Annotated in this window: 17 protein-coding genes; 5 read left to right on the top strand and 12 right to left on the bottom strand. The window is 63.3% G+C overall.

The window, feature by feature from the left end; translation table 11 throughout:
• Window positions 1-265 precede the first annotated feature (265 nt).
• Window positions 266-2,728, top strand: coding sequence for a diguanylate cyclase (locus AB5Z02_RS14200; protein WP_368216229.1), 2,463 nt, complete (start codon window positions 266-268; stop codon window positions 2,726-2,728).
• Between the two features lie 50 nt (window positions 2,729-2,778).
• Here the strand turns inward: AB5Z02_RS14200 and AB5Z02_RS14205 are convergent, their stop codons facing one another.
• Genes AB5Z02_RS14205 through AB5Z02_RS14245 form a run of 9 tightly spaced genes read right to left on the bottom strand, consistent with a single transcriptional unit; the run spans window position 2,779 to window position 12,489 of the window.
• Window positions 2,779-3,978, bottom strand: coding sequence for an ABC transporter permease (locus tag AB5Z02_RS14205; protein ID WP_042080309.1), 1,200 nt, complete (start codon window positions 3,976-3,978; stop codon window positions 2,779-2,781).
• The gene (locus AB5Z02_RS14210; RefSeq protein WP_368216231.1) at window positions 3,978-5,192 is read right to left on the bottom strand and encodes an ABC transporter permease; all 1,215 of its coding nucleotides are present in this window, start codon (window positions 5,190-5,192) and stop codon (window positions 3,978-3,980) included. Before AB5Z02_RS14210 ends, AB5Z02_RS14205 begins: the two co-directional genes overlap by 1 nt.
• Window positions 5,193-5,882 (bottom strand): ABC transporter ATP-binding protein, encoded by a 690-nt coding sequence (locus AB5Z02_RS14215; RefSeq protein WP_244775072.1) that lies wholly within the window; start codon window positions 5,880-5,882, stop codon window positions 5,193-5,195.
• Window positions 5,875-7,014 (bottom strand): efflux RND transporter periplasmic adaptor subunit, encoded by a 1,140-nt coding sequence (locus AB5Z02_RS14220; protein WP_368216233.1) that lies wholly within the window; start codon window positions 7,012-7,014, stop codon window positions 5,875-5,877. The genes AB5Z02_RS14215 and AB5Z02_RS14220 overlap by 8 nt, the downstream gene beginning before the upstream one ends.
• A 27-nt stretch (window positions 7,015-7,041) precedes the next feature.
• Window positions 7,042-10,206: an efflux RND transporter permease subunit gene (locus AB5Z02_RS14225; RefSeq protein WP_368216234.1), complete on the bottom strand. Its 3,165-nt coding sequence runs from the start codon at window positions 10,204-10,206 to the stop codon at window positions 7,042-7,044.
• A complete protein-coding gene (locus tag AB5Z02_RS14230; RefSeq protein WP_368216331.1) occupies window positions 10,199-11,236 on the bottom strand; it encodes an efflux RND transporter periplasmic adaptor subunit in 1,038 nt (345 codons plus the stop codon). The genes AB5Z02_RS14225 and AB5Z02_RS14230 overlap by 8 nt, the downstream gene beginning before the upstream one ends.
• A 41-nt stretch (window positions 11,237-11,277) precedes the next feature.
• The gene (locus AB5Z02_RS14235; RefSeq protein ID WP_163128095.1) at window positions 11,278-11,748 is read right to left on the bottom strand and encodes a YeeE/YedE family protein; all 471 of its coding nucleotides are present in this window, start codon (window positions 11,746-11,748) and stop codon (window positions 11,278-11,280) included.
• Between the two features lie 13 nt (window positions 11,749-11,761).
• Window positions 11,762-12,175 carry a YeeE/YedE family protein gene (locus AB5Z02_RS14240; protein WP_041202268.1) on the bottom strand — a complete coding sequence of 138 codons (414 nt, stop codon included), beginning with the start codon at window positions 12,173-12,175 and terminating at the stop codon, window positions 11,762-11,764.
• A complete protein-coding gene (locus AB5Z02_RS14245; protein WP_005338008.1) occupies window positions 12,175-12,489 on the bottom strand; it encodes a helix-turn-helix transcriptional regulator in 315 nt (104 codons plus the stop codon). The genes AB5Z02_RS14240 and AB5Z02_RS14245 overlap by 1 nt, the downstream gene beginning before the upstream one ends.
• 88 nt (window positions 12,490-12,577) lie before the next feature.
• Between AB5Z02_RS14245 and AB5Z02_RS14250 the strand changes: the two genes are divergently transcribed.
• The 4 genes from AB5Z02_RS14250 to AB5Z02_RS14265 all read left to right on the top strand — a co-directional run bounded on the left by AB5Z02_RS14250 (window position 12,578) and on the right by AB5Z02_RS14265 (window position 15,852).
• Window positions 12,578-12,763 (top strand): DUF2892 domain-containing protein, encoded by a 186-nt coding sequence (locus tag AB5Z02_RS14250; RefSeq protein WP_005338011.1) that lies wholly within the window; start codon window positions 12,578-12,580, stop codon window positions 12,761-12,763.
• 84 nt (window positions 12,764-12,847) lie between these two features.
• Complete coding sequence (locus AB5Z02_RS14255) at window positions 12,848-14,119, top strand: NAD(P)/FAD-dependent oxidoreductase (protein ID WP_368216236.1); 1,272 nt, start codon at window positions 12,848-12,850, stop codon at window positions 14,117-14,119.
• Between the two features lie 382 nt (window positions 14,120-14,501).
• Complete coding sequence (locus AB5Z02_RS14260; RefSeq protein ID WP_058055967.1) at window positions 14,502-14,906, top strand: hypothetical protein; 405 nt, start codon at window positions 14,502-14,504, stop codon at window positions 14,904-14,906.
• 217 nt (window positions 14,907-15,123) lie between these two features.
• Window positions 15,124-15,852: an MgtC/SapB family protein gene (locus AB5Z02_RS14265; protein ID WP_005350335.1), complete on the top strand. Its 729-nt coding sequence runs from the start codon at window positions 15,124-15,126 to the stop codon at window positions 15,850-15,852.
• A 90-nt stretch (window positions 15,853-15,942) separates the two neighbouring features.
• Here AB5Z02_RS14265 and AB5Z02_RS14270 read toward each other — a convergent pair whose 3' ends face one another.
• From AB5Z02_RS14270 to AB5Z02_RS14280, 3 genes are read right to left on the bottom strand one after another with little or no spacing between them, the layout of a single operon-like run.
• Window positions 15,943-16,953 (bottom strand): LacI family DNA-binding transcriptional regulator, encoded by a 1,011-nt coding sequence (locus AB5Z02_RS14270; protein WP_058055966.1) that lies wholly within the window; start codon window positions 16,951-16,953, stop codon window positions 15,943-15,945.
• Window positions 16,954-16,980: 27 nt separating this feature from the next.
• Window positions 16,981-18,396 (bottom strand): glycoside hydrolase family 32 protein, encoded by a 1,416-nt coding sequence (locus tag AB5Z02_RS14275; RefSeq protein ID WP_368216238.1) that lies wholly within the window; start codon window positions 18,394-18,396, stop codon window positions 16,981-16,983.
• Window positions 18,396-19,760 (bottom strand): sucrose-specific PTS transporter subunit IIBC, encoded by a 1,365-nt coding sequence (locus AB5Z02_RS14280; RefSeq protein ID WP_042657031.1) that lies wholly within the window; start codon window positions 19,758-19,760, stop codon window positions 18,396-18,398. The genes AB5Z02_RS14275 and AB5Z02_RS14280 overlap by 1 nt, the downstream gene beginning before the upstream one ends.
• Window positions 19,761-19,831: the final 71 nt, after the last annotated feature.

Here is a 19,831-nt window from a genome sequence, read left to right on the forward strand (position 1 = left end):
TACGGAAAAAATGCAGTCAAGCCACAATGACAACGATAAAAACGGGAAAAAGTGGCTAGAATGCGACCACTTAGATAGGCCATATGACTCTCTTATTGGTCACATAACTTGCAAAAAAACGGCATGCATCCATCCCGTGTGATGAACGACACAAAAATGACTTTCCAACCCCCCTATACCCCATTGCAAACGCCTTTTCTCCCCTTGCAGGTGACACAAAATTGCTTGAATCTAGCCTAGACACCGCTCCCGAGAGAAACGTTGTATGACGGAGAACGCAGCCCCCCGCCAGCGCCTCAGCTGGTTTATGCCAATGCTGGTCAGTATGGTCATCGCGACCCTGACCTCTCCCCCCGTGCGAGCCGGCGAGCAGGTCATCGTCCAGTTGCCGTGGCAACACCAGTTCCAGTTTGCCGGTTACTACGCGGCCATCGCCAAAGGGTTTTATCGGGAGGCCGGTCTGCATGTCACCCTGCGCGAAGCGGACTCCCGCACCGATGTGGTCAGCGAGGTGATCTCGGGAAAGGCCCAGTTTGGCATCAGCGGCAGTGATCTGCTGCTGGATCGGGCTGCCGGTCGTCCGGTGGTGGTGCTCGCCGCCCTGCTGCAGCACTCGCCGCTGGTTCTGCTCACGCTGGATCGGCCAGATATTCGCAACCCGGCCGATCTGGCCAACAAGCGACTGATGCTGGAGCCTGGCTCCAACGAGCTGCTGACCTACCTTTCCCACCATACCCGCAGCCGCGACTGGGTCACCCTTCCCTACAAACAGGGGATAGAGGCACTGCTGGCGGGCAAGGTGGATGCCATCAGCGCCTACAGCACTACCGAGCCCTTCTATCTGCAACAAAAAGGGATCCCCTATCGGGTCTTCAGTCCGCGCACCATCGACTTCGACTTCTACGGCGACAACCTGTTTACCTCCGAGCGGGAGCTGATCACCCGACAGGATCGGGTCTACGCCTTCCAGCAGGCCAGCCTCAAGGGGTGGCGCTATGCGATGGACCACCCCGAAGAGATGATCAACCTCATCATGGAGCAGTACCCGACCGGGGCTGGCCGTGAACAGCTGGAGTTCGAGGCTCGCGAAACCAGAGAGCTGATGCAGCCGGATTTGATTGAACCCGGCTACATGCAGCAGGAGCGCTGGCTGCAGATCGCCAAAACCTATCTGAAGGCGGGCATGCTCACGGTATTGCCCAACCTCGACCGCTTTATCTACGACCCGGCGCAGGAGCGGCTGCGCCAGCAACGGCAACTATTCGACAAGAGCGTGGCGGTGGCCATGCTCATCACCTTTACCCTGATGACCCTGCTCGGCATCTTCTTGCACCTCTATCTGCGCCTGCGCCAGGAGGCGCGAGATCGCCAGCGGCTGACCCGTGAACTGGCCCAGAGCGAGCAGCACTATCGCTTCGTAGCGGAGAACAGCGCCGATGTGATCTGGACCATGGATGCCGCCAGCTTGCGCTTTCGCTACGTCAGTCCGGCCATCACTCCTCTGAGCGGCTACGAGGCCCCAGAGCTGTTTGCCCTGCCCCTCAAACAGCTGCTGCCGGATGCCTCAAGGCAACTGCTGCGCGAGGAGATCTCTGCCACTCTGGAGGCCTGGCAGCGGGGAGAACATGACCAGACCCGCCGGGTCATTCGCACCCAGCTGCGCCACAAGGATGGCCATCTGGTGGCCACCGAAACCATCACCACCCTGCATGGCAACCACAATGCCCAGCCGGAGGCGATCCTCGGGGTCACCCGTGATATCACCGAGCGGGCAGCGCGAGAGGAGATGATGCGCCGCCTCGCCTTCTACGACCCCCTCACCGGGCTGCCCAATCGCCGCTTGCTGCAGCAACGGCTCAAGGAGCTGATGGAGCAGGAGACGCCCCGTCCGCTGGCATTGATGTTTATCGATCTCGATCACTTCAAACCGATCAATGACACCTTCGGCCATGAGACCGGGGATATTCTGCTCAATATGGTGGCCGAGCGGATGAGCCACTGCGTGCGCAAACAGGATCTGGTGGCACGGCTGGGGGGCGACGAGTTCGTTATCTTGCTGCCGGAGAGTGGCGACGAAGTGCTGGCGGTGGCCGACAAGCTGCACCAGCAGCTGCGCCATCCGTTCCAGCTGGAGGGGCAGGAGCTGCTCATCTCCAGCAGTATCGGGCTGGCGCTCTATCCCGAGCACGGGGAGGATGCCAAGACCCTGATGCACCACGCCGATCAGGCCATGTATCAGGCGAAGAATCGCGGCCGCGGCCGGGTCTGCCTCTATACCGAAGGCCTTGATCCCGAGCAGGGCGCGCTGCTGTGGCAACCCGGCCACGAGTGCGGTCACCCGCGCATCGATGCCGAGCATCGCCAGCTCTTCGTATTGACCAACCGGCTGCTGGAGCGGATGAAAGATCAGCACGAGGATCCGGCCCCGTTTCTGGAGAGTCTGGAGAGCCTGTTCGACATGGCCCGCCATCACTTCGCCTTTGAAGAGCAGATGCTGGCGGAGATCGACTATCGGGAGCTCGTCAGCCACCGTCAGGATCACCAGCGCCTGCTCAACAAAGCAGGCCAGCTGCTGCACGCCGCCAAAGCGGGGACTCTGGGCAACGACGAGCTGCTCAACTTCATCATTCAGGAGCTGGTGGTCGGCCACATGAGTCAGGCGGATCGCCGTTACTTCCCCCTGTTCAGATCTGAGCGCAGCCTGTCGGTTGCGGAGGTGGTCACCTAGTCCCCCCTGCTCAGACCCGAGCGTAACGCGCTTCTTTCGGAAGGGGCGACCTAGTCACCGCGCAGGGCCACCACGGGGTCGAGACGCACTGCCCGCAGCGCAGGAGCGACCCCGGCCAGCAGGCCAACCAGGGCGCTGCAACCAAGCGCCAGCAGCAGATAGAGAGGATGGAGGGTGAGCGGCAAGCCCGCCGCCAGCAGGGTGAGCAGCAGTTTGAGCCCGCCGAGCAGGGCCAGCCCCATGGCCCCGCCCAGCAGCGCCAACACCACGGCTTCGAGCAGGAACAACAATAGAATGCGCCGCCGTGGGCAACCCAGCGCCATCAGCAGACCCACCTCGGGGATCCGCTCCTGCTGGGCGATGCTCATGATGCTGAAGATACCGACCGCCCCGATCAGCAGCGAGATAATGCCGAGCCCGCCAACCGCCAGCTTGATGATGGAGAGGATCTTGTCGAGGCTGGTCAGCATGTCCTGCTGGGAGGTGAGGGTGAAATCCTCGGCGCCATGGCGGGCGATCAGCACTCGCCGGATCTGGGCGGTGATGTCGGCCTCCGTCTGCCCGGCGCGATAGATGACGTCGATCTCCTGCAGCCCCTCCTTGTTGAACAGCGCCTGGGCGTGGGCGGCAGGCAGATAGATCATGTCGTCCAGATCAAAGCCGAGAAATTGCCCTTTGGGGGCCAGCACCCCGGCCACCCGAAAACGGCGATCACCGGCGCGCAGCAGACTGCCCGGCGCATCACCACCGGGAAACAGCTCAGCCGCCACCTTGGCACCCAGCACCGCATAGGCGCGGGGCATGGCACTGTCGTCCGCGGGCAGAAAACGCCCCTGCACCAGGGTGAGCCGCCAGCCGGAGAGTGCCGCCGGACCTGTGCCCAGAATGGCGGTGCTGCGGGTGAGCCCGCGGCTGCGCACCTCCCCCTGCCCCTGCACCACAGGGAGCGCCGCCTCTACCCCTGCCAATCTGGCGAGGGCATCGGCGTCCTCCAGCAGCAGGGGACGACTGCTGGAGAGGATACCGGGCGGGCCGCCGGCGGTTTCGGTCTTGCCAGGGGTCACGGCGATCAGCCGGGTGCCAAATTGGGAGAAGCTGTCGAGCAGATAGAGCCTGAGCCCCTCGCCGATGCCGGTGAGCAGGGTCACCGAGGCGATCCCGATGGCAATGCCGAGCGCCGACAGCAGGCTGCGACTGCGCCCAGCCAGCAAGGCGCGCCAGAGCCAGAACAGCAGATCAGCGGCGCGCATCAGCCACCGCTCCACTGCCCGCTGCGCAGGCTGCTGACCGGATCTTGCCGTGCCGCCCGGGAGGCGGGCAGCCAGCTAAAAAACAGCCCGGTCAGCAGGGCCGCAGGTATGGTGCAGAAAGTAGCGAGCAGAGGGACTGCCGCCGGAAATCCGGGCCAAATCACTCCGGCGAGGGCAACCAGGGCATAGCCCAACACAGTGCCAAACAGCGCGCCACTGCCGCTCAGCAGCAGCGCCTCCCACAAAAACAGCTGGCGGATCTGGCAACTGTCGGCCCCCAGCGCCTTGAGCAGGCCGATCTCGCCGGTGCGCTGGCGGGTGCTGATCAGCGCCAGATTCATCATCATGATGCCGGAGACCAGCAGGCTGATGGCGCCGATGCCGGCAACGGCCAGGGTGAGGGTCGAGAGAATGGTGGAGAAGGTAGCCAACATGGCGTCGCGACGCACCACGGTCACATCGAGTACCCCGTGGCGCCCCTGCATCAGCTGCTCCAGTCGCTTGACCAGCGGCGGCACGGCTTGCCCCGCCAGCGGCTGGATCAGCAAGCGAAACAGCCCCTCGGTGTTGAACAGTCGCATGGCGCTACCGACCGGGATCAGCGCGGCTTCGGCCATATCCATCCCCAGATTGCTGCTCTGGCTGGTGAAGACCCCCACCACCCGAAAGCGACGATTGTCAAAACGCAGCCACTGGCCGACCGGATCGGCCTGACCAAACAGCTCCCGAGCCACCACGGCCCCGAGCAGGACGACCGGTCGATCCTCTGCGGCATCCCCCGGTAGCCAGCGGCCGGAGAGCAGCTCCAGCCCGTGGGTATCGCGCAGCCCGTTGCTGCTGCCAAGCAGCATGGTCTGGCGCAGCCGCGCCCCCTGTTTGGCCTCGGCAAAGCCCATCACCAGCGGCACCAGCCGCACGTTTGGCTGGTGCTGGCCAAGGTAGTGCATATCATCGAGAGTGATCTGCCGCAGACTGTTTCCGGTGACCGGCGGCAGCCCACCGGTGGTCTCCTTGCGGCCCGGGAACATCACCAGCAGATCCTTGCCAAGGGAACTGAACTGGTCGGCCACATAGCGCCTCGCCCCCTCCCCAAGCGCGGTGAGCAGCAGCACCGAGGTGACGCTCAGACTCACCGCCAGGATCAAGACCAGCGCCCGTGAACGCTGACGCAATAACGCCACGGCGGCAAAGCGGATCACATCGGGCCGCCGCATTCAGCCCCCGCCGCTATCAATATTGATATGGCCATCGTTCATCAGGATCCGCCTGCCCGCCCGCTCACCGAGGCGCGGGTCGTGAGTCACCACCACCAGCGTGATCCCCTGCTCCCGGTTGAGCCCCTCCAGCAGGGTAATCACCTCCTCCCCGGAGCGGGAGTCGAGATTGCCGGTGGGCTCGTCGGCCAGGATCAGCCGCGGCGCCATTGCCATGGCCCGGGCGATGGCTACCCGCTGACGCTGACCACCGGAGAGCTCGGCAGGGCGGTGTCCGGCCCGGTTCTCCAGCCCCAGCTCCCCCAGCAACTGCTGGCTGCGGCGATGGCGCTCAGCGGGGGCGATCCCGCACAGCATCAGCGGCAGCTCGACGTTTTCACGGGCGGTGAGGCGGGAGATGAGGTGAAACGACTGGAACACAAAACCGATGCGATGGCCGCGCAGCTGGGCCAACGCAGGTTCTGACAGGGTGGCGGTATCCTCCCCTCCCAGCCAGTAGCGCCCCTCGTCTGGCCGATCCAGCAGCCCCAGCACATTGAGCAGGGTCGATTTGCCGGAGCCCGAGGGGCCCATCACCGCCAGATACTCCCCCTCGGCAACCCGCAGGGAAACGCGATCGAGGGCGGCCACTTCGCTCCCCCCCAGGGTGAAACGACGGCTGACGGCATCAAGGCGAATGAGATCACTCATCCGTCTGCTCCGTGGCGGCGCTGAAAGGGCCCTCCCCGACAATCTGTCCGGGCTGGGCAGCCAGCCTATCACCGGCAGCGAGCCCCTCGGCCACCTCAATCCAGTTCCAGTTTTCCACGCCCCAGCGGGGCACCACCCGCACCAGCTTATCCCCTTCCAGCCGCAGCACGCTGCCATCGTCGGCCCGGCTGCTGGCCGCTACCCGCAGCACATCGGTAGCGCGGGTCACTTCGACCTCAAGGTCAGCGCTGTAGCCAATAAGCAGGGGGACATCGGTGGGCAGGGCAGCGAGCGCCGCCTCCACCTCCACGGTGCGGGCCTGCTTCTCCAGCTCCTTCACATAGGGGGCGATGCGGGTGACGGTGGCGGCAAAATCGCGCCCGGGCATGGCATCGAGCAGTACCCGGGCAGACTGGCCCACCTTGAGGCGGGCGGCATCCACCTCATCGATGGGGGCTGAAACATAGAGACAGCGATCGTCGATCAGATCGATCACCGGAGGCATGGCTACTCCGGGCGGTGAGGGGGTCATGTATTCACCCAACTTGCTGTTGACCTCAGCCACCACTCCGGCAAACGGCGCCAGCAGGCGGCGCTCGCTCAAGCGGGCCTCTACCTGGGCGACCTGCGCCTCGTCGACCCGCTCCTGCTGACGGGATGCCTGGCAGACATAGCGGCGGGTATCGGCCAGATTCTGGGCCTGCTCGGCGAGGGTGCGGGAGGTGAGGTTTTTGGCCAGCAAGGTGGCCAGCCGGTTGGCCTCCCGCTCGTAGTAGGCCGCCTCGCTGCAACGCTCCTCGCGCTGGGTCTTGCCGAGCGCCTGCTGGGCGCGGGCACGGGCAAGATCGGCGTGAATATCGTCACTCCAGAGGGTCAGCAGCAGATCTCCCTGGGCTACCCGCTCCCCGGCCTTGACGGCGATCTGCTCCACCACGCCGCCACCGGGCAGACTGAGTCCGGCCCGCTGACACGACTTGATGGTGCCGGCCCGGGTGTTGACCACGGTGACCAGCACATCCCCCCGCCCGACCTCAGCCAGCCTGATCGGCGTCGGCTGCGGTTGCCACCACCATGCCACAGCAGCCACCGCTACCACAGCACCACTTCCCCACCACAACCAACCTCTCTTCATCGCGCATCCTTTCGCTAGTGACTCCCGTCATGTGCGTCGGGAGAGCAGGGCATAATAGAGCAAGGGTATCACCACCAGGGTGAGCAAAGTGGAGACCAGGATCCCGAAAATCAGGCTGATGGCCAGTCCGTTGAAGATGGGGTCATCGAGGATAAACAGGGCTCCGATCATCGCCGCCAGCGCCGTCAGCATGATGGGTTTGGCCCGCACCTGCGCCGCTTCGATCACCGCCTGTTCGAACGCCACTCCGGCGCTGCGCTGCTGCTCGATAAAGTCCACCAGCAGGATGCTGTTGCGTACGATGATCCCGGCCAAGGCGATCATCCCGATCATCGAGGTAGCGGTAAACTGGGCTCCCAGCAGGGCGTGGCCCGGCATCACCCCTATGATGGTGAGCGGAATGGGAGCCATGATGATGAGTGGCACCAGATAGGAACGGAACTGCGCCACCACCAGCAGATAGATGAGAATCATCCCAACTCCGTAGGCGATACCCATGTCGCGGAAGGTCTCGTAGGTGATCTTCCACTCCCCGTCCCACAACAGCGCCACCTCCCCCAGCTTGTCGGGCTGCTGCACGTAATATTGGGGCAGGTCGATATCAGCACCGGCTGCAAACATGCCGTAGAGCGGGCTGTCGGTATGGCCACCCATGTCGGCCACCACCATCACCATGGGCTGCATGTTCTTGTGCATGATATAGCTGGGGGCCACCTCATCACGGCGACTCACCAGCTCGGAGACCCGCACCAGCTGGCCGCTCTGGCTGCGCACCTTGAGGGCCAGTACGCCCGCCAGATCCCGTTTGTCACCGGGTGCCAGTTCGATGCGGATCGGCACCGGATACTTGGCGCCGTGACCCTGCAGCCAGCTGGCATCCTGATAACCCACCCCGCCATTGAGGGTGTTCACCAGATCCCCGAGATCGACCCCGAGCAGGGCCGCCTTGCTGCGATCCACCACCAGCCGCCACTTGGGCTGCGGGTCGGTCAGATAGATATCCACATCCACCAGATCCGCCGTAGCCACAAAACGTGCCTGTACGGCGCGAGCGGCCGCTTCGCGGGCGGCCTGAGTCGGGCCATAGATCTCGGCAACGATGGGGGACCAGACCGGCGGGCCGGGCGGCACCTCAACGACTTTCAGGTTGCCCCCTGCCGCACTGGCGATGGCCTGCAGCGGCTCCCGAACCGACTGGGCAATCTGGTGACTGCTGCGATCCCGCTCATGCTTGTCTACCAGATTGACCTGAATATCCCCCACGTTGGCGCCGCTGCGGATAAAGTAGTGGCGCACCAGCCCGTTGAAATTGATGGGGGCGGCGGTGCCGGCATAGATCTGGTAATCCTTCACCTCCTCCACCTTGGCAAGCTCCCGCCCGACCGCCAGCAGGGTGCGCTCGGTCTGCTCCAGGGTCGCCCCCTCCGGCATATCGAGCACCAGCTGAAATTCCGACTTGTTGTCAAAGGGGAGCATCTTGAGCACCACCCACTGCACCACCGGCATGGCGGTAGCCGCCCCGACCAGCAGCAACACCACCAGCCAGAGCTTGCGTCTGGCCTTCTTGGCGCCATCACCGATCAGAAAAGGGGTCATCAGCCGGTGAAAGAGACCAGCCTTGGCTTCACCGTGGGCACCGTGCACCTCACCCTTGAGCAAATGGCTCGCCAGCCAGGGGGAGAAGATAAAGGCCACCAGCAGGGAGATAAGCATCCCCATGCTGGCATTGATGGGGATGGGGCTCATATAAGGGCCCATCAGCCCGCTGACAAAGGCCATCGGCAGCAGGGCCGCGATGACGGTCAGGGTCGCCAGTATGGTCGGCCCCCCCACCTCGTCCACCGCCCCCGGAATCAGATCCTTGAGCGCCCCCTTGCCCAAACCGCGATGGCGGTGGATGTTCTCCACCACCACGATAGCGTCATCCACCAGAATGCCGATGGAGAAGATCAGCGCAAACAGCGACACCCGGTTGAGGGTAAAGCCCCAGGCCCAGCTGGCGAAGAGAGTCAGCGCCAGGGTGATGACGATGGCAACGCCAACTACCAGCGCCTCGCGCCAACCCATGCTCACCAGTACCAGCAGCACCACCGCCGTGGTGGCAAAAATGAGCTTGCCGATCAGGGTGTTGGATTTGGTCTCGGCGGTGACGCCGTAGTCCCGGGTCACCGTCACCTCGACCCCGGCCGGAATAAGCCGATTCTTGAGACTCTCGACCCGCGCCTCCACCCGCTTGGCCACATCGACCGCGTTCTGGCCCGGCTGCTTGCCGATGGCCAGGGTCACCGCCGGATAACTGGCCTGTCCCAATCCCACCCAGCTGCGTTTGGTCGGAGTCTCCTGACCCAGAGAGACCCTGGCCACCGCCCCCAGATAGACCGGCTTGCCGTCGTGCAGCCCCACCACCAGCTCTCTAGCCTCCTGCTCACTTTGCAGGAACTGCCCCACCTGCACTTTAATCTCACTGTTGTTCTGCTCGATAGCCTGTGTCGTGCCAACCTGATTGGCGGCCGCCAGTCGCTGGCTCAGTTCGCCCCAGCTGATGCTGTGGGCGCTGAGGGCCGCCGGATCCGGCATCACCCGCAACACGGCACTCTGGCTGCCCAGCGTGTAAATATCGCGGGTACCGGGAATGCGCTTGAGCTCGGTCTCCAGCTCATGGGCGACCCGGGTCAGCTCGGGAGCCCCCAGTTGCTTGCTCCCCTCTTTGCTCCATAAGGTCAAACTGACGATAGGGACATCATCGATCCCCCGGGGTTTCACCAGCGGCTGACCGACTCCGATCCCCTGTGGCAACCAGTCACGGTTGGAGTCAAGCTGGTTGTTGAGATCGACGATAGCCTGCTCGCGACTCACCCCCACCTTGAACACCACCACCAGCAGGGCGCCATCGGGTTGGGAGAAAGAGTAGAGGGTATCAATGCCCTTTATCTGGGAGACCACCTGCTCGGCAGGGGTGGTGACGAGAGAGGCCACTTCAGCCGGGCTGGCTCCCGGGAAGGGAATATAGACATCGGCGAAGGTGACATCGATCTGCGGCTCCTCCTCCTTGGGGGTCACCAGCACTGCAAACAGACCGAGCAACAGCCCCACCAGCGCCAGCAGCGGGGTGATGGCCGAGCCCTGAAACAGCGCAGCCAGCCGACCGGCAGGCCCCAGCCTCTCCTTGTTGCCGTTCAGCTCGCTACTCATGGGTCACCTCCTGCTGCGCCCAGGCATCGGGAGCCAGCTTGTCACCGGCTTGCAGCCCGGCCAGGATCTCGCACTGTCCCTCGACACAATGGCCGACCCGCACCGGCGTCAGGGCCCAGCCCGCGGGCTGCTGCAGATAGACGCCGTTGAACTCCCCTTGCCGCAGCAGGGCGCGATCCGGCACCTGCAACACCTGACGCTCACCCTGTTTGAGCTGCACCTTGAGCCACATGCCGGGCAATACCCCGGCAGTTTGCGGCGGCAAGTCGAGGCGCAACTTGAAGGCGTGGCTCTGGCTGTCGGCATAGTTGAAGCGGGTCAATTGGACCGGGGTAACAGGCCTGCCATCCGGCAGCAGCACCTGCACATCCGCAGGCTCACGAGCCAGCGTCAGGGCGGATTGGGGCAACTCCACCTCCACCCGCAAGGTGTCGAGAGAGAAGCCGGAGAGCAGCGGGGTACCGGGGGCGACAGTCTCCCCCAGCTCCACCAGCCGTTTGGTCACAACTCCGGCGTAGGGAGCCAGAATGCGGGTATAACCGTAGGCCTCGCGGGCCTGAGTGAGAGCCGCATCGGCAGCGTTCACCTCGGCGCGGGCGGCGCGATCAGTCGCCTGGGCATTATCGAGCTGGGCGCGGGTGATCACCCCCTTGGCAATCAGCGCCTGAAAGCGGGCGAGCTGGCGCTCGGCTTCCACTTGCTGGGCCTGCGCCCGCGCCAGCCGCGCCTCGGCACCCGTGACGGCGGCAAACTGCTCTTTGCCGCTGATCTCCAGCAGCGGCTGCCCCGCCTGCACCTGATCGTTCACATCCACCAGCATGCGGGAGACCCGGCCGCTGGTCTGGGCCGCCACCGTCCCCTGATTGATGGCACTGACGGTGCCATCCAGCGTCAGCCAGTCGGTCACCGGCTGTGGCGCCACTGTCAACAAGGGCTCTGGCTCCCCGTCCGCGGCAAAGGCCCGGGGGGATGTCATGGCCTGCGATGTCATCACCAACAAGGTGATCCCCAGCAACCGGATCTTTTCCATCATTACTCTCCTTCCCTGGCGTAATCTGTCACTTCACGGGATCAGGCGGTATGGGACTGGCGCACCTTATCCACTCCCGGAACTGGCGCCTTGGTCAGCACCCTGGCCAGCCCTCTGTCAAACAGCAAGATCCCGGCCACCATGGCCGCTATAAACAACATTATCATGGGCTGCCCGCTGGAAATGAGACTCAGAGCAGGCCCCGGGCAGATGCCCACCAATCCCCAGCCGATGCCAAACAGCGCCGCCCCGCCGATCAGCCGGCGATCCAGCCTGGGGGCCGGTACGGCAGCGATGGGCTCCCCCAGCACACTCTGGCGACGGGGTTTCACCAGCAGAAAATAACCCGGCATAAAGACCAGCAGGGCCCCTCCCATCACGAAGGCGAGGCTGGGATCCCAGGCCCCGGCCAGATCGAGAAAACCGGTGACCCGGGCGGGATCCATCATGCCGGAGATGGCCATCCCAAGTCCGAACAACACACCCGCAAACAAACTTGTCAGCAACTTCATGGCGATCAGCCCCTTACAGCAGATGATGAGTAACGAAGACGGTGATAAAGCCTGCCGCCATAAAGGTCAGGGTGGCGACGATGGAGCGCAGGGAGAGCCGCCCCATACCACAGATGCCGTGACCGCTGGTGCAGCCATTGCCAAGACGGGTACCGATGCCGACCAGCAGACCTGCCAGCAACACTACAGGCCAGCCGGGCAAGGTGGTGAATGCGGGCATACTGGCCCAACCCAGAGTCAGCGCCAACCAGGCGCCCGCCCCTAGCCCCAACAGAAACAGCACCCGCCACGGTGCACGGTGTTGCAGCGCACCGGCCAGAATGCCGCTGATCCCGGCCACCCGGCCGTTGAACAACATCAGGATCAAGGCCGACAGCCCCGCCAGCATGCCGCCGCCCAAAGAGAGCAGCCATTGGCTTTCCATCATCAAGATTCCTTATTTTCTGAGTGACAAAAATGGGTTTGCAGCGCCCCCAACACATCGGCGGCCGCCTCGCTCACCAGCGAGTAGTAGATCTGCTGGGAAACCTTGCGCGAACGGATAAGGCCGTAGCGCTTCAATACCGAAAGTTGCTGGGAGAAGGCCGACTGCCCAAGTTGGCTATGGGCCAGCAGCTCCCCGACCCCCTTCTCCCCCTCCACCAACTGGCAGAGCACCATCAGGCGTTCGGGATGAGCCAACGCCTTGAGCAGGGAGGCGGCGGCTGTCGCATGTCTGTTCATCTCGTCGAATTGGCTCATAAGAGTAAATTAGCAATTGCTGATATTTGTTCTATTGTATAAAACAACACTAAATTAGCAATATCTAAAGTAGATAAGGAGAAAGACCATGACAGTAGATAACGGAGTCAGAATCGTCGCGGGTTGCATGTTGCTGCTCTCGCTGATCCTTACCACCTGGGTTCATCCGGGCTTTGTCTGGTTGAGTGCCTTTGTCGGGGTCAACCTGATCCAGAGCGCATTCACCGGTTTCTGCCCGGCAGCGATGATCCTCAAACGGATGGGGTTCAAATAGACAGAACAGGCGTGAATAGCAGTGTCATAACCGGGTCTGATGACCCGGCTCACACGGCCGTGTAATAAAGGCAGGAGGCTGAACATGGCAACAGTAGTCGTCATCGGCGCGGGTCTGGGTGGCATGTCAGCCGCTTACGAACTCAAGGCCGAGCTGGGCAAGCAGCATGAGGTGATCCTCGTCAACGACAAGCCCGACTTTGAATTCAATCCATCAAATCCCTGGATCGCCGTCCAGTGGCGGGAGCGCAAAGAGATTTCGATCCCCATCGAACCCCATGTGAAAAAGAAGGGGATCCGCTTTATCCATGCCGCCCTGACCGAGCTGCAGCCAGCGATGCAGCAGCTCACCCTCTCCGATGGCCAGACCCTGCGTTACGACTTTCTGGCGATCTGCACCGGCCCGGCCCTCGCCTTTGACGAGGTGGCAGGGGCTGGCCCCGAATCCGGTGGCACCACCAGCGTCTGTACCCTCTCTCACGCCGAAGAGTGCCGCCACAGCGTCAGCGCACTGGTCGACGAGCCCGGCCCGGTGATTGTCGGCGCCATGCCGGGAGCCTCCTGCTTTGGCCCCGCCTACGAGTACGCGTTCATCCTCGATCGCCATCTGCGCGACAAAAAGGTGAGAAAAAATGTGCCCATGACCTTTGTCACCAGCGAGCCCTACATCGGCCATCTGGGTCTCAATGGTGTGGGGGACTCCAAGGGGATGCTGGAGAGCGAATTGCGGATGCGCGACGTGCAGTGGATCTGCAATGCCCGTACCGTGGCGGCGCAAGATGGCCAGATGACGGTGGAAGAGCTGGACGATGAGGGCAACATCAAGCGCACCCACACCCAGCCCTACAAACACGCCATGATGCTGCCCGCCTTTGTCGGCATTGCGCCGCTGCGGGGCATCGAGGGGCTGGTCAATCCCCGCTGCTTTGTCATCGTCGACGAACACCAGCGCAACCCCGCCTTCCCGCAGATTTACGCCGCAGGGGTCTGCATCGCCATTGCGCCGCCGCACAAGACGCCGGTACCAACCGGGGTGCCCAAGACCGGCTACATGATTGAGGCGATGGTGCGCACCCTGAGCCACAACATCAAGGCGGAGCTCAGCGGCCAGCCGCCGGTGACCAAGGCGGTGTGGAATGCCATCTGTCTGGCGGACATGGGGGACACCGGCGCCGCCTTCGTCGCCATGCCACAGATCCCGCCGCGCAACGTCGCCTGGTTCAAGAAAGGGAAGTGGGTCCATCTGGCCAAGATCGCCTTTGAGAAGTACTTCCTGCACAAGATGCAGGTGGGGGATACCGAGCCCATCTACGAGAAACTGATGCTCAAATACCTCGGTATCGACAAGACCGAATGACCCCACAGACCCGGCCCTCGCCGGGTCTGCTTTTGGCGGCCCTGCGCGGCAAAAACGGGGCTTTCGATTATGTTTCAAGATGTTGCTGCCGGCAGCGCGGGGTTTACCCTGCCTGCCGCCTCGGCTATCATTCGAGCCTCTTATCAATAGCGGAGACCATCAGTGGGCAACTCATCAAGTGACAGTTGTAGACCGACCCTCATCGTCGGTACCAAGGTCGCGAGCTAGCCGCAGGTCTTTCTCTGCCGCATGCTCGCAACCCTGCGAGAAGCGGAAATCCACTCCCCTCTTCTCCCTTTTTACACTTGACGTCTGGTGACCTGTGGCCAACCGCCACGGTCGCCATGCCTGCATAGTTTCTGCTTCCCACAAGGAGGCTGCTATGCGTTTTATCTCAATCAAACCGGCTGCGGATCGCGCGGTCGCAACAGGTTCTGTTGCTACCCGGGTTCACCCCCTGTTGAGCCGGCTCGGCCGTGGCATACTGCCACGCTGGCTGGGCGGCAAACAGCGTCAACACCACTACCGGCTGCAGATCCGCTGTGAGGATCGCGCCGATATGGAGCAGGTGCTGGATATGGTGAACCACACCTTGCAACCGGCGGGGCTGCAACCGATGCAATCGATGAAGCCGGGTCGCGGCGGCGGGCGAGAGCTGGTGCTCAACCTGCAGTGCACCCCGCCCCAGCGCCGCTATCTGGTGCAGTTTGTTCATCAGGTCGGGGTGGCACATCCGGTGCGCTGGCAACTACGCCCACGCATCGACTGCGATCCCGAGCTCAACTGACCGCACACCTGCGTTAACCACAGTGAAAGGGGCCAGCCACGCTGGCCCCGCTTGTTGCGTCCTCTCCGAGCGTCAGGGCATCTGATGATGCTCGCGCCCAGGGACGCCGCGTTTTGTTTGTCTGCTGGCCATCCGCGCAATCATCCCCTGATCCATCCGCTTCCCGGCGTTTCATCATGGATTGCGTCAAGCCAGCGCTTATCAGAAGGAGTACGCCATGAAGATGTGGCAACAAATTGACATGATCTCCCTGCTCGACACCCTGGCCAGCCTGCTGCTCGCCTTTGTGCTCGGCAGTCTGGTCGGGCTGGAGCGCCAGTACCGCCAACGTACCGCGGGCCTTCGCACCAACGTGCTGGTCGCCGTAGGGGCCGCCCTGTTCGTCAGTCTGGCCCAGCGCATCTATGACCTGCACGGCGGCAACTACAACGTGGTCCATGTGGTGGCCTATATCGTCTCCGGCATCGGCTTTCTCGGCGCCGGCGTCATCATGCGCGAGTCGGGCAATATCCGCGGCATCAACACCGCCGCCACCCTCTGGGGTGTCGCTGCGGTCGGCGCTGCCTGTGGCGCAGGGCTGGCCATGGAGGCAATTCTGGGCGCCCTGTTCGTGCTCGCCGCCAACACCCTGCTGCGACCGCTGGTCAATCAGATCAACCGCCGCCCGGTGGACAATACCGACACCGAAGTGACCTACAAGGTGACGGCCTTGACCCAGCGCGAGCATCAAAAAGAGGTGCTGCACTGGCTCGAGGAGATGCTGGAGCAGGCCAACTACCCGTTGAGCGAACTCGATATCGAGCCGTTTGGCGAGGGGGATCTGGAGATCTCTGCGGTGCTGCTGGCTACCTCCATCGATGGCGACGAGCTGGATGCCCTGATGGTGAAACTCGGCATCCACCCCCATATCAAGCAGGTGTTCTGGCGCACCAGTACCACCGATTGAGCCGTTGGTCAGAGGAACGAGCCATCCGCCCGCAGCAAAAAGCCCCGCCAGCAATGGCGGGGCTTTCTCATATGGATGGGCGAAGAGTGGCTAGCGGCGACTGCGCCAGCGCACCCTGGGGGTGATCACCTGGGCGGTCTGTGCGGGAGGATTGCCCGCAATCAGTTGCTGCATCAGCTCGAAGGCGGCGAGGGCCAGCGCCGGACAATCCTGCGCCACCGAGTCGATACGCATGGGGATGCAGTCGAGCAGGTCGTGATCGTCGAAGGTGCACAGGCGCATCCCTGTCTCCATCAACCCCGCCTCGTTAAGGTAGCGCAGTACCCCTTCCAGCAGGGTAAAAGAGGCGGTAAAGAGCCCCCTTGGGGGCGCCCCCAGCTCGGCCACCAGCTCGGCCATCAGCTGATAACCGGAGCTCGGCTGATAGTCGCGATGGCGCACCCGGGCGGCATCGGCTTCAAAACCGGCGCGATGGAGCCCCAGCTCATAGCCCGCCAGCCGGTGACGACTGGGGGAGAGATCCAGCAGGCCGCCGAAGTAGTAGATCTCCTCGCCGCACTCGCTGGTCATGTCCCGCACCAGCTCGGCGGTGGCCTTGCAGGCATCGGAAATCACCATGGGCAGGCGCGACTCGCCAATATGGCGGTCGAGCTGCACCACCGGCAGGCGGTCGTGGATGCGGGCATAGATGTCATCGCTGTGGCCGCTGGAGGCGACAATCAGCCCATCCACCTGGCGGCTGATGAGGTTGTCCACCACCCGCTGCTCGAGGGCGGGATCATCCTCGGAACAGGCGATCAGCAGCTGGATGCCCGCCTCCCGGCAGTGGGCCTCGAGGGCACGGGCGATGCGGGCAAAACCGAAGTTGGTGAGATCGGGGATCACCAGCCCCCAGGTGTAGCTGCGGGTCTCGCGCAGGGAGCGGGCATGAAAGCTCGGCAGGTAGTGACACTCCTCCGCCACCGCCTGAATGCGCTTGCGGGTATCGTCGGCAATCCGGTACTCCGCACTCTTCCCGTTGAGCACCAGACTGGCGGTCGCCTTGGACACCCCCGCCAGTTCGGCGATCTGGGCAATCGTGATCCGTTTCTTCTTCTCCACCTGGCCTCCCGGCTGACTAGAACCGGGCTATTGTACTAGGCACGCCGACAGCGGCCAGTGATTGAGGCAAATTTTGCAGCCATCATCGCCGTTACCTGATGAAAGTTGCGGCTTGTCCCCGGGAAAATAGCGCGCAGACAGGCTGTGCCGCCCCTCATCGATGAAACACTCCAGACTGGAGCGATCGCACAGCACGGTGATCCGCCCGCCAGCCCATGGGCTGCTGCGGGTCTCCCACGCTCCGCTCTGCCAATTCTGGCGCCGCAAGGTGATACGGTCCGGCTGCCACACTAGCTCAGCCACGGCACCAAACCAGAGGCTCCCCTCACCGCAAAGATCCAGATCGAGCCAGGCCGAGTCGATGGCCAGCCCCGGAAATTCGCCGAGCGTCCCTTCGAAGCGGGTCAACTCTCCCTTCAATGCCGCAAGCTCCGCCACCGGCCGCTGGCAGAGCCACTCATCCTGCCAGAACAGCTCCCGCGGGCAGCTCATCTGGTGGATCCAGCCGTGAGCGACAGTGGGCTGGCTCATCTCGTTCTCCTCCGGCAGACCCAGCCAGCCAAACAGCAAGCGCCGACCCTGGCTATCCAGAGTGGTCTGGGGGGCATAGAACTCGAAGCCCCGATCCAGCTCGTGGAAAGCCCCGTGCTCGAAGCGCTCGCCGTCGAAGTTGCCAGAAAGCCAGCCGCACTGGTAGAGGTTGCGATAATCCTCGCCTGCCGGGGCAATCCCCTGCGGGCAGCTGATCAGCACATGGCGCTCCCCCAGCGAGAAGAGATCCGGGCACTCCCACATATAGCCAAACTCACCCAGCCCCCCTCGCCCGCTACCGGCGATGGGGCCCACCCGCTGCCAGCTTTGCAGGGTGTCGCCGCGATAGAGCAGCACTTCCCCCTTGTCATCCTGAGTGCGAGCACCCAGCACCATCAGCCACTGCCGACCGTCGTGCCACACCTTGGGGTCGCGCACATGGCCGCTGTAGCCTTCGGGCAGATCCAACACGGGCCCCAGCTTCTCGAAGCCTCCCTCACCATCGGCGCGGGCCAGACACTGATAGGCGGTGCGGCTGCCATCCGGGTATTTGACATTGCCGGTGTAGATAAGGGTCAGACACCCCTGCTCGTCGCTCACCGCAGAGCCCGAATAGCAGCCGTGGCTCTCATAGGCTTCGGTGGGCAACAGCGCCACCGGCTCGTGCTGCCAATGCAGCAGATCGGTGGAGGTGACATGGCCCCAGCCCTTGTTGCGGTGCTCGCAGCCCAGCGGATTCCACTGGTAGAAAAGGTGGTAGCGCCCGTCGTGCTCGATAAAGCCGTTGGGATCGTTAAGCAGCCCCACCGGGGCTGCCAGATGCCAGCGGGGCCGATGGGGATCGGCCGCCGCCTTGAGCTGTCCGGCCAGCAGCGACCGGACAATCTGGTTGAGAAGATCGCTTTCCTTCATCACTCCACCTTGTACTTGAGCAGGTAGGATGCGGCGAAAGCGGCACCAAAGGCGATCACCAGCCCGATGATGTAATGAATAAGGCTCATGGGCTGGACGATGGCCATGCCGGGAATACCGGTCAGCCCCACCGCCGTCATCCCCACCTTGGCCGCCACCACGTAGGCGCCGCCGCAGGCCCCGCCAAACAGACCGGCGAGGAAGGGTTTGATGTAGCGCAGGTTGACACCAAAGATGGCCGCTTCCGTGATGCCCAGCAGGCAGGACATGGCAGCTGGCACGGTAATGGCCTTGATCTTCACATCACGAGTCTTGAAGTAGACCGCGAGGCAAGCCCCGCCCTGTGCCACGTTGGCCATGGCCCAGATGGGCAGCAGGAAGTTGACGCCAATTTGCGGATTGGCCAGCAGCCCCGCCTCGATGGCATGGAAGCTGTGATGAATGCCGGTGATGACGATAAGCGAGTAAGTGCCACCAAATACCAGCCCGGCCAGCCAGCCTGCCTGCTCATAGAGGGCACTCAGACCAAACGAGATGCCATCCCCCAGCACCCGACCCGCCGGGCCGATAAAAAGCAGCGCTACAAAGCCGGTGATGATGACGGTGAGAAACGGCGTGAGGATCAGATCCAGCGCATCCGGAATGCGCTTGCGCAGCTGTTTCTCCAGATGGGACATAAACCAGACCGCCAGCAGCACCGGGAAGACGGTGCCCTGATAGCCGATCATCGCCACATCCAGCCCGAAGAAGTCCATGGTCTTGAAACCACCGGCCACGCCCCAGGCGTTGGTCAGCGCCGGGTGGGTGAGGATGCCACCGAGGGTCGCCCCGAGGTACGGATTGCCGCCAAACTCCCGCGCCGCCGTAAAGCCGATGAGGATCGGCAATATGATAAAGGCCGCCGAGCTGAACATGTCGAGCATCACAAACAGGGCGCTGTCGGCATTGACCCAACCGTAGGTGCGCACCATGCCGAGCAGCCCCATCAGCAGGCCCGAGGCGACGATGGCCGGAATGATCGGCACGAAGATGTTGGAGAGGGTTCGCGCCAACCGCTGGGCCACGTTGAGCTTGGCCGCCGCCATGTCGGTCAGCTCCGCCTTGCTGGCGGTGCCGGTACCGGTCAGCGCCACGAACTCCGCATAGACCTTGTTGACCAGACCGGTGCCGAAGATCACCTGAATTTGGCCCGCGTTGCTAAAGCACCCCTTGACCCCCTCCAGCTTGTCGATGGCGGCCTTGTTTACCTTGCTGTCATCGGCCAGCACCAACCGCAGCCGGGTGGCGCAGTGGGCTGCGCTGACGATATTCTCCTTGCCCCCGAGCAGGGGCACCAGATCCTTGGCTATCGCACTGATATTCATATTCTTCCTCTTATGACCCGCCACGCTGGCGGGCCCTTGTCACATGAGAGTAGGGGCTGTCGAGCCGGGCT

The sequence above is a fragment of the Aeromonas sp. R2-3 genome, from assembly GCF_040908375.1.
Classification (GTDB): domain Bacteria; phylum Pseudomonadota; class Gammaproteobacteria; order Enterobacterales; family Aeromonadaceae; genus Aeromonas; species Aeromonas veronii.